This window comes from Salinimicrobium sp. CAU 1759, assembly GCF_054482715.1.
In genome coordinates, this window is the sequence record NZ_JBTLRK010000001.1 from 2,432,167 (window position 1) to 2,441,837 (window position 9,671).

Annotated in this window: 10 protein-coding genes and 1 rRNA gene; 7 read left to right on the forward strand and 4 right to left on the reverse strand. The window is 40.7% G+C overall.

Translation table 11 applies throughout. The annotated features are described in order from the left end of the window. Nucleotides 1-158: 158 nt before the first annotated feature. The 3 genes from rlmD to ACXYMT_RS10975 are packed head-to-tail and all read left to right on the forward strand — an operon-like array spanning nt 159 to nt 2,720. Complete coding sequence (rlmD, locus tag ACXYMT_RS10965; RefSeq protein WP_459059118.1) at nt 159-1,571, forward strand: 23S rRNA (uracil(1939)-C(5))-methyltransferase RlmD; 1,413 nt, start codon at nt 159-161, stop codon at nt 1,569-1,571. Beyond that, nucleotides 1,568-2,056 carry a DUF6452 family protein gene (locus ACXYMT_RS10970; RefSeq protein ID WP_459059119.1) on the forward strand — a complete coding sequence of 163 codons (489 nt, stop codon included), beginning with the start codon at nt 1,568-1,570 and terminating at the stop codon, nt 2,054-2,056. Before rlmD ends, ACXYMT_RS10970 begins: the two co-directional genes overlap by 4 nt. Continuing rightward, a complete protein-coding gene (locus ACXYMT_RS10975; protein ID WP_459059120.1) occupies nt 2,022-2,720 on the forward strand; it encodes a DUF6048 family protein in 699 nt (232 codons plus the stop codon). The genes ACXYMT_RS10970 and ACXYMT_RS10975 overlap by 35 nt, the downstream gene beginning before the upstream one ends. On the opposite strand, the gene ACXYMT_RS10980 is transcribed toward ACXYMT_RS10975, so the two are convergent. Continuing rightward, nucleotides 2,721-3,881, reverse strand: a complete 1,161-nt coding sequence (locus ACXYMT_RS10980; RefSeq protein WP_459059121.1) for a THUMP domain-containing class I SAM-dependent RNA methyltransferase — start codon at nt 3,879-3,881, stop codon at nt 2,721-2,723. It lies immediately after the preceding gene. A gap of 45 nt (nt 3,882-3,926) precedes the next feature. Here ACXYMT_RS10980 and ACXYMT_RS10985 point away from each other — a divergent pair, with 45 nt between their 5' ends. Genes ACXYMT_RS10985 through ACXYMT_RS10995 form a run of 3 tightly spaced genes read left to right on the forward strand, consistent with a single transcriptional unit; the run spans nt 3,927 to nt 5,757 of the window. Beyond that, nucleotides 3,927-4,658 carry a class I SAM-dependent DNA methyltransferase gene (locus ACXYMT_RS10985; protein ID WP_459059122.1) on the forward strand — a complete coding sequence of 244 codons (732 nt, stop codon included), beginning with the start codon at nt 3,927-3,929 and terminating at the stop codon, nt 4,656-4,658. After that, the gene (locus ACXYMT_RS10990; protein WP_459059123.1) at nt 4,658-5,326 is read left to right on the forward strand and encodes a ZIP family metal transporter; all 669 of its coding nucleotides are present in this window, start codon (nt 4,658-4,660) and stop codon (nt 5,324-5,326) included. The genes ACXYMT_RS10985 and ACXYMT_RS10990 overlap by 1 nt, the downstream gene beginning before the upstream one ends. Nucleotides 5,327-5,328: 2 nt before the next feature. Then, complete coding sequence (locus ACXYMT_RS10995; RefSeq protein ID WP_459059124.1) at nt 5,329-5,757, forward strand: DUF4268 domain-containing protein; 429 nt, start codon at nt 5,329-5,331, stop codon at nt 5,755-5,757. A gap of 3 nt (nt 5,758-5,760) precedes the next feature. Here the strand turns inward: ACXYMT_RS10995 and ACXYMT_RS11000 are convergent, their stop codons facing one another. Next, the gene (locus ACXYMT_RS11000) at nt 5,761-7,236 is read right to left on the reverse strand and encodes a sensor histidine kinase (RefSeq protein ID WP_459059125.1); all 1,476 of its coding nucleotides are present in this window, start codon (nt 7,234-7,236) and stop codon (nt 5,761-5,763) included. 4 nt (nt 7,237-7,240) lie between these two features. Next, nucleotides 7,241-7,984, reverse strand: coding sequence for a LytR/AlgR family response regulator transcription factor (locus tag ACXYMT_RS11005; protein WP_459059126.1), 744 nt, complete (start codon nt 7,982-7,984; stop codon nt 7,241-7,243). Between the two features lie 213 nt (nt 7,985-8,197). Here ACXYMT_RS11005 and ACXYMT_RS11010 point away from each other — a divergent pair, with 213 nt between their 5' ends. After that, entirely contained in the window at nt 8,198-9,286 is a 1,089-nt protein-coding gene (locus tag ACXYMT_RS11010; RefSeq protein WP_459059127.1) for a hypothetical protein, read from the forward strand. 269 nt (nt 9,287-9,555) lie between these two features. On the opposite strand, the gene rrf is transcribed toward ACXYMT_RS11010, so the two are convergent. Continuing rightward, nucleotides 9,556-9,665, reverse strand: a 5S ribosomal RNA gene (rrf, locus tag ACXYMT_RS11015). Nucleotides 9,666-9,671 lie beyond the last annotated feature (6 nt).

The following is a 9,671-nucleotide window of genomic DNA, read 5'->3' on the forward strand; positions in this document are numbered from 1 at the left end:
TATTAAAAAAGAAATTCCTGCTTTCCGGAAATACCTGTAAAAAGGGTATTTTGAGGAGAGAAATCATCCTGAATTCAGAAGTCGCAAATTACTAAATGTTTCCTGAATTTTTAAAGCCTACGCCTATTAATTCTTGGCATTTATCCTATTTTTGCGGCATGGCGAGAAAGAACAGAAACAAAGAATTTAAAGGCCTGGAGGTCATTGATGCAGGTGCAAAAGGAAAGAGCATTGCCAAGGCCCCCGATGGGAAAGTGATCTTCATTGGAAATGCAGTCCCGGGAGATGTAGTAGATGTGCAGACCACTAAAAAGAAGCGGGCATATTATGAAGGGACAGCCACTAAGATCCATGAGTTTTCAGATAAACGTGTTGAACCTCCCTGCATACATTTTAGTGTCTGCGGGGGATGCAAATGGCAGTTCATGGGTTATGAACACCAGTTGTTCTATAAGCAAAAAGAGGTGCTGAACAATCTTACCCGCCTTGGAAAGATCGAACTACCAGAAGTCACTCCAATTCTCGGCAGCAAAGAGATCTATTTTTACAGGAATAAAATGGAGTTCTCCTTTAGCGACAGCCGCTGGTTGACGCAGGAAGAGATCCAGAGTGGAAAAGATATTGAAGATCGCAACGCTCTTGGATTTCATATTCCGGGAATGTGGGACAAAATTTTGGATATTAAGGAGTGTCACCTTCAACAGGCGCCAAGTAACGGCATTCGCAACAGCGTTAGGAAATTTGCTATTGACAATGATATCCCGTTCTTCAACACAAGGGATCAAAGAGGCATGCTGCGCACGCTAATGATAAGGACTTCCTCTACAGGAGAGATCATGGTGCTGATTCAGTTCTTTGAGGAAAATAAAGAGAAGCGGGAATTACTTCTGGATTTCATAGCTAAAGAATTTCCGGAGATCACCAGCCTTCAGTATGTGATCAATTCTAAAGGTAACGATACGATTTATGACCAGGAGGTCATCTGCTATAAAGGTAGAGACCACATTTTTGAGGAGATGGAAGGTCTGAAGTTCAAGATCAACGCCAAATCTTTCTATCAGACGAATTCAGCACAAGCATATGAGCTTTATAAGATCACCCGAGACTTCGCCGGATTAACCGGGAACGAACTCGTCTATGATCTATATACAGGTACCGGTACTATTGCCCAGTTTGTTGCTGCTAAGGCCGCGAAAGTAGTAGGTGTAGAAGCAGTGCCCGAAGCAATTGAAGACGCCAAAGAGAACGCCAGAAACAACAATATCACTAACACAGAATTCTTTGTTGGCGATATGAAAAAGGTATTTACTGCTGACTTTGTAAATGAGCATGGTCATCCCGATGTACTTATCACCGACCCTCCACGCGACGGCATGCACAAGGATGTGGTTGCACAAATTATTGGTATCTTGCCTCAGCGAATTGTGTATGTGAGCTGTAATTCGGCTACCCAGGCGAGAGATCTTGCCTTACTTGACGAACACTATAAGGTTACACGCACACAGGCTGTAGATATGTTCCCACAAACTTTCCACGTTGAGAACGTGGTTTGCTTAGAAAGAAGATCATGAACAGGTTCCAAAAATGGCTTTTTTTAGCAGGATTTATTTTTATCGCTTTAGGGTGTCAAAAAGATGATATTTGCCCCGAAGGGACTGAGACCACTCCCCTGCTGGTGATAGAATTCTATGATCCTTTGGACCCTACCCGGTTAAAAGCAGTTCCTAACCTCATGGTTCGCGCCAGCGGTAAGGAAGAAGTATTCCTGGCACCTTCAACTGTGAACACCATAAGCATTCCATTAAAGACAGACGAGAATTTTACAGAGTATATCTTCACATACGATTCCGGTGGTGATGATGAAAATGAAGATATTGTCTCCTTCACTTATTCCCCCGATCCTCAATATCTCAACCGCGCGTGTGGATTCAAAGTGAACTATAACAGCCTGGATGTGGCAGTGACCGGCGATGGAGACAATTGGATACTTTCAGAAACTATTTTACAAGAAAGCGTAGAAAATGAAACAACAGCTCATATTTATTTTACTCATTAACCTTGTGTTTCATTCTTCTGCGATCTTCGCTCAGCAGGTTCAGGAAACTGATACTGTTGATGTCCGTGAAAAATATGGTCTGCGCGTAGGTATTGATCTAAGTAAACCTCTGCGAACTTTTATTGAAGAAGATTATCAGGGCCTGGAGCTCACGGCAGATTACAGGTTATACGACGATATTTATCTAGCAGGAGAAATCGGGAATGAACAGAATGTAATTTCTGAACCCAACGTGACAGCCTTTTCCAAAGGGAGCTACATCAAATTAGGTGGAAATTATAACTTTTATGAAAACTGGACCGGGATGCAAAACCTTATCTTTATTGGTGCGCGCTATGGTTTTGCTACATTTTCAAGTGAACTACGGGAATTCTCTATTTATGACCGGGATCCATATTTTGAACCTGATGTAAGGACCGAAAATCGTGAATATTCCAATCTCACTGCAGGCTGGCTGGAGTTGCAACTCGGCACCAAGGTAGAAGTTCTAAATAATCTTTACCTTGGAGTTCATGTACAACTTAAGCGGATGGTAAATGAAACCGAGCCTTCTAATTTTGACAACCTCTACATCCCCGGTTTCAACCGCACCTATGACGGCAGTAGCGTGGGCGTAGGTTATGGCTATTCAATTTCCTATTTGATCCCTCTTTATAAGAAATAATTAAGCCTCCTGTTTTTTGGCCTTTTTGGAACCTTCGTATATCTCGTATTTGAGTAGTTTGGATTCCAGACTACCATTGAACAACTTGATCTTTCTGGAAGGTCTTAAACCCACATGCTTAATAGCCTCAAGATTTGAGGTGATGAACCAGGCATGAGTTCCGGGATAACTTTGCTTCAGGGTGTCTCCAATAGCCTTGTAGAATTCGGGCATATCTATATTAAGACGTTCCCCGTATGGCGGATTGAACACCATATGCAAATGCCTTTCAGTTTGTTTTTCAGTCTTAAAGAAGTCGTCGTGTTCTACACTGATGAATTCTGAAAGATTTGCATTCTGAATATTATCCTTAGCTTTTTGTACTGCCGAAGGAGCTTTATCATAGCCTTTGATCGTGAAATGGAACTCCCTGACTTTTTTCAGGACAGACTCCTGTATCTTCTCAAAAAGGTCTTCATCCCAGTCCTTCCACTTTTCAAATCCGAATTCTTTTCGGTTGAGATTGGGAGGAATATTGCAGGCGATCATGGCTGCTTCAATGAGGATAGTTCCACTACCACACATTGGGTCCATAAAATCACACTGCCCATCCCAACCCGAATGTAGTAGCATTCCTGCAGCCAGAACTTCATTTATAGGTGCAATGTTCGTTGCTGATTTGTAGCCACGCTTGTGAAGCGATTGCCCCGAACTGTCAAGCGAAACCGTGCAGAATTCCTTTTCTATATGGATGTTGATCCTTAGAGTTGGATAGTCGAGGTCAATTCCCGGACGCTCCCCTGTTCGATCTCTAAACCTGTCAACTATAGCATCTTTGGATTTAAGAGCCACATATTTGGAGTGGGTGAATTTATCTGAATGCACAGTGGCATCTATGGCCAAAGTTTGATTAGCATCCATCCATTTTTCCCAGGCAATGTTCTTGATCTCGCGGTAGAGATCATCTTCAGAAAAAACTTTAAAGCTGGTTACCGGCTTTAGTACCTTTATTGCGGTACGCAGGGAAAGATTTGCTTTATACATAAAGCCTTTATCCCCGTAAAAGGAAACAGAGCGCACTCCCTCCTTAACATCTATCGCTCCTAAATTTCGTAGTTCCTTTGCCAGCAATGGTTCAAAGCCAAAAAGGGTCTTGGCTACCATTTTAAAGTTATTTCCCATTTCTCAGTTTCTGTGAGAGGCAAAAATACATTAATTTTGCAGCATATGGAATTAGCAGAGAACAGGTGGTTCACTTCGTGGTTTGACACTCCTTACTACCACATTTTATACAAGAACAGAGGTGATGAAGAAGCCAGGGAATTCATGCAGAACCTTGTCGGTTTTTTAAAATTGCCAAAAGGTGCCAGCATTCTTGATCTTGCCTGCGGTAAGGGGAGACATTCGGTTTACCTCAATGAACTCGGCTATGATGTTACGGGAGTAGATCTTTCACAAAACAGTATTTCCTACGCAAAACAATTCGAAAATGAGCATTTACATTTTCACACTCACTGTATGTGTGCTCCCCTGGATCAGAAATTCGACGCCATTTTCAACCTGTTTACCAGCTTCGGATATTTTGACCAGGAAAAGGAGAACCTTGAAAGCATTTTTGCTATAAAGGAAGAAATGAAAGAAGGAGGCTGGGGGGTAATAGATTTTATGAACGTAAAAAAGGTGATAGAAGATCTCGTTCCTTCAGAAGTTAAGACCGTTAAAGGAATTGATTTTCATATCACCCGTCGTGTTGAAAATGGATTTATTCTTAAGAATATCGAATTTCAAGATGAAGGAGAAGATCACGCTTTTACCGAAAAGGTAATGGCTCTTACCCTGGAGAAATTCCGGTTATATTTTTTCAAAGCAGGCATCGAACTGGTACATACTTTTGGAAGTTATGACCTGGAGCCTTACAATGAAGATACATCTGACCGACTAATACTAGTTTTTAGATAATGCTGTATTTACTGCCTTTGTTAGCGGTAGTCATAGGATATATAATATCCCTATTTCTCAAACCATCTTCTTCCACAGGTTTCCAATTACTACTTTCCTTTAGTGGAGCTTTCCTGCTTTCGGTCACTGTTTTTGAAATGTTGCCGGAGGTCTATGATTCAGGTTTTGAGAATGTCGGGATCTTTATTATGGCCGGACTACTTTTACAGATATTCCTGGAATTCCTTTCTAAAGGTGTGGAACACGGGCATATGCATCACAACCGGGATTCGGTGAAATTTCCGTTCCTTTTACTTTTTAGTTTATCCATACACGCTTTGCTGGAAGGTTTTCCCCTTACCCGCAGCAGTGATTTGCTTCACGGGGTTGTAATCCATAAGATCCCTGTAGCGGCTATACTCGCAGCTTTTTTATTCCATTCAAAAATAGGAAAATGGAAGGCTTTTCTTTTTTTGATCATCTTCGGATTAATGACTCCGCTGGGAAGTTATATAAATGCCAATTTTCCAATTTCTGAAGCTCATAATGCATATATCAATGCAATGGTTATTGGAATATTTCTTCATGTATCGACTACTATACTTTTTGAGGCCTCAAAGAATCATAGTTTCAATGCTACCAAACTCGCAGTGGTCATTGCCGGGATTCTTATAGCATATTTCCTTTAATTATGTACAGCCGCGAAGAAAGTAAAAAGATTCGCCAGGAATTCTGGACCAGCTTCGGAAAAAATTACCCACGAAAGTGGCTCTTATACAACACTAGGATCAAGGATCTTTCTCTAAAGTTTACCTTCACCCGAAGAATTGCTGAAGTTTCGATTGACCTGGATGCTTCAGATGAGATCATGAGGCAGTACTATTTCGGAAAACTTCAAAGCCTGAAAAGTATCCTGCAAGAGGAATTTTTACCCGATGCTGTCTTCGCTGAAGAATATGAACTGGAGAACGGAAAGGTCATTTCCCGGGTTTATGTCACTTTGGAGAAGGTAAACATCCACAACAAGAAACAATGGCCAGAAGTACAGACCTGGCTGGCAGAAAAAATGAATGCTCTTGAAATGTTCTTTTTAGAGTACAGGGATTTTATCGAGCAGTAAACTCTATTTGAGAGGAATTCGGAGCTCTACCCTTGTGCCGGGATTGTCTTTCCCAGGATAAAGTTCGGCATAGGATAAAGAAAATTTTCCTTTATAATCTTTGTAGAAAATTTGCAGTCTTTCCCTGGTGATCTGTAAACCTACAGATCTTCTTTGATGGAATTTTTGTTGGTTTATTTCTTTAGATCTTTTCATCCCAATCCCATTGTCTTCAATTGCTATTTTTATTTCTTTATCATTTTCCTTGTCAACAATAATGGCTAGTTGCTTTTGACCAACAAGTGAAAGGCCATGCCAAATACCATTTTCAACGAAGGACTGAAGAATAAGGGAAGGAACTTTTATTCCCTGCATGTCCAAACCATCCCCGATTTTGACATTAAAATCGATCTGGTTTTCGAACCTGATGTTTTCAATATTTACATATAGCTGAATTGTTTCAATTTCTTCTGCCAGCGTACTCACTTTCTCCCTGGTCGCATCCAGTACTTTCCGGATGAACTTTGAGAACTTATTGAGGTAGTACACGGCATTCTCTTTTTCATTATTAATTATGTATAGTTTGATGCTGTTAAGGGAATTAAAAATGAAATGTGGATTCATTTGGCTACGTAGAAAATTAACTTTTAACTCTGCCAGTTCCCTCTCATATTGAGCGGTGAGTTTTTCAATTTTATCCCTTTCTACCTGTTTGCTCAGGGTCTCCACATTCTCTTCCAGCTTTTGCTGAATCTTTGCTCTTAATCTCTCATTTTCTTCATTCTGCCTTATCAATTCAAGTTTAGCCTGCTTATTCTCCTGCAGCAGCAACTTCTGCTTGTGTCCTAAGCCTAAAGAGAATAAAAGATTCTCTACAATTCCGGAAAGAAGAAAAAATCCTGAAGCTATTCTAAAATTTTCCTTTCCCAGATTAAGCTGATATATGAGTACAGGACCCAACCACCCCAGGAACAGTATCAGAGAACCTGTTATGAGGTAAAATCTCAACGGAATTGATCTTTTGAGAATTGGATAATATGACAGTACCGCCAGGATAGGCATATATATAAGAAAGAAGTTATAGCCCAGATATCTCAAATTTGTCTCTCCAACAAAATAGGAGATAATGTGTACGAGAACAGCAGTACAAAAAAAGATCAGGTTAGCACGAAAAACATATTTGTTCCAACGAGGCGCATAACGTTTCATTTCCAGGAAGCTATAGGCAAAGAAAATATAGACTACAAAAGTGACCTCTGTAAGGAGGTACATAAAGTCCCGGAAATACATGATATATATTTCATGATATCTTCCACTACTAAACCTAAGGATGGAAAACAAGACCAGGAAAAGATAAAGGCTGTAAAAGAGGTAGGATTTTATCTTTTGCTGAAAATATAGAAGAAAATGGTATACAGCCAGAATAGAAAGAACTCCGGCAAAGAAAGTCAGAAGGCCGCTTCTAAAAGGTTGGCGTATAATATCTAAGAGTTCTTCCAAATATTCAGTTTCCAAGCAGTTCTAGTAAATGAGTTTTTTTGGAGCGGGAGACCGGAATGCTTGATCCGTCGGTGAGGATCAAATATTGGCCGTCACTTTTGACAAATTCGGTGACACAGCCAAGGTTAACCAGAAATGAGTGATGTGTCCTGTAAAAGGAAGGATTATCAATAAGCGCCTCCACTTCTTTGATCTTTTTTGAAACCACTTCTTTCTTTCCGCCTTTCATGTACACCTCGGTATAATTACCGTCAGATTTGCAATAAATAATATCCTCACTCGGCACATAAATTGTTTTATCTACGAATGACAAGGGTATCTTTTTAGAGGCCGGTTGCTTCCTCATGTCCTGCATGATATTACGCAGTTGCTCTCCCAGGCGGTTATTCTTTTTCCTGTCCAGAACCCTTTCCGCAGCAATTTGAAGATCATCGGAATCTATGGGTTTTAAAAGATAATCTACTGCATTTTCTCTGAATGCCTGTAAAGCATAATTATCATAGGCCGTAGTAAATATCAACTCAAAAGTCCGAAATTTCAAGCTATGTAAAAGCTGAAAACCATCCATTTGCGGCATTTCTATGTCAAGAAAAACACAGTCGGGCTTAATAAGGTCTATACCTTTAACAGCTTCCAGCGGCGTAAGGTAAGTGGCGCAAACTTCTATCCATGGACAAAAGGCATTTATCTCCCATTGCAGGCTTTTTACCGCACTTACTTCGTCATCAACAATTACCGCTCTTATCATAGGAATAGATTGCAATTTAAATTACAAAAAAGAATGTAATGTGAGCCCGGTGACTTTATTATCTGCTAATTCGGACGTATAAAAGGTGCAGTTCGGGGCGTAAACAGGATTTTTACAGGTTATAAACTCACCGGGCCAATTTGTACATCACAGGCTGGAAAGCTAAAAACTTGCCTATACTTTTAACCCGTTAACCATTAAAATCATTTGATTATGAAAGATTTACAATTAATTAGTCGAACACTATTTGGGAGGACGTTCTTCTGTTTGTTATTAGCGGCTTTCATCATGAGTTGTGAAAAGGAAGAGATAGAAACATCTAATTTAGAAGTCGCAAATGCAAGTTTAAAAGCACGTAATCTTGTAAAAGTCACTTCTACAGGACTGAATTTTGACGCTCCTGACGAAATTCTTTCTGGCTGGAATACATTTATGTACATGAACAAGAGCGGTGGAACCCATTTCTTAATGTTGCTCAAAATACCTGATGACATAAGCCTGGATGACTATGCTGTAGGAGTTTCTGAGCCTTTCCAACACGGAATGGACTATTATAGAGAAGGTGACTTTTTAAGAGCCTTTTCGACACAGCAGGAACTTGATGAACTATTTCCGGAGGAAGGGATGATAGCTAAAGGATTTGGTGCAGTAGCAGAATGGTATGGCAATGTGATCATTCAGGGGGGAACAGGTCTTATTTCTCCAGGCGAGACTGCTACAACATCGGTCTATTTAGAGCCTGGCTCGTATCTCCTTGAATGTTATGTAAAGTCTCCTGATGGAACCTTTCACTCCTATAATAAACGAATGATAAAAGAGATAACTGTGGTTGAAGAAGAGCATAGAAAAAGTCCGGAATTTCAGGCAGATATTTCGTTAGAACTATCTTCTACATCGGGTATAAATATGTCGGAGAGGAGGCTTTCCCCGGGAAATAAAACCTTTGAGGTCAATTTTAGCGATCAAAGTGTTTACGGTAATCTCCTACAGCATGACGTACATCTTGTAAGGTTTGAAAATGGTTTTAATCCAGGGGATAAAGAGATTCTGAATTACTGGATAAATTATTTCTATGTAAACTTTGATGGGCAAGGACCAATACCGGAAGGACTTATGAATCCGGCACCAAGCGGAATTACCTTTTTGGGAGGAGCGCAGGAGATACCTGCAGGTAATATTAGTTATTTCAACGCAACACTTACTCCGGGAGATTATGCTCTCATTTCTGAAATAGATGATCCTATGCGCCTAAATCCTGACACTGCGCACACAGTATTCTATCATGAATTTACAGTAGAATAAATCTTTAGGTTTTTGTTTGAAAGTCGGCACTGATGTAGGGGCAGTGCCGGCTTTTTTTTTGTTCAGTATCGGTACGGATTGAAAACCCGCACCAGCGAAATTCCTGAAGGCCAATTCAGGAAAGAAGACCCTCCCCATCCGCCAGGTTGGCGGACTTCCCCTCCCTGAAAGGGAAGCGTGCCTGCCGGTAGGCAGGGAGCTGAGAGCCGTTTCCATATCTGGATTTAGTGCAAAAAAAAAGCCTCAACATTGCTGTTGAGGCTTTAAAAGAAAGGCGGCGACATACTCTCCCACAAGATAGCAGTACCATCTGCGCTAACGGGCTTAACTTCTCTGTTCGGAATGGGAAGAGGTGAGCCCCGTTGCTATAACCACCTTAAATCGT

Coding starts and splice junctions, on each gene's coding strand:
- rlmD (WP_459059118.1), top strand. CDS start 159: ATGGCGAGAAAGAACAGAAACAAAGAATTTAAAGGCCTGGAGGTCATT.
- ACXYMT_RS10970 (WP_459059119.1), top strand. CDS start 1,568: ATGAACAGGTTCCAAAAATGGCTTTTTTTAGCAGGATTTATTTTTATC.
- ACXYMT_RS10975 (WP_459059120.1), top strand. CDS start 2,022: ATGAAACAACAGCTCATATTTATTTTACTCATTAACCTTGTGTTTCAT.
- ACXYMT_RS10980 (WP_459059121.1), bottom strand. CDS start 3,881: ATGGGAAATAACTTTAAAATGGTAGCCAAGACCCTTTTTGGCTTTGAA.
- ACXYMT_RS10985 (WP_459059122.1), top strand. CDS start 3,927: ATGGAATTAGCAGAGAACAGGTGGTTCACTTCGTGGTTTGACACTCCT.
- ACXYMT_RS10990 (WP_459059123.1), top strand. CDS start 4,658: ATGCTGTATTTACTGCCTTTGTTAGCGGTAGTCATAGGATATATAATA.
- ACXYMT_RS10995 (WP_459059124.1), top strand. CDS start 5,329: ATGTACAGCCGCGAAGAAAGTAAAAAGATTCGCCAGGAATTCTGGACC.
- ACXYMT_RS11005 (WP_459059126.1), bottom strand. CDS start 7,984: ATGATAAGAGCGGTAATTGTTGATGACGAAGTAAGTGCGGTAAAAAGC.
- ACXYMT_RS11010 (WP_459059127.1), top strand. CDS start 8,198: ATGAAAGATTTACAATTAATTAGTCGAACACTATTTGGGAGGACGTTC.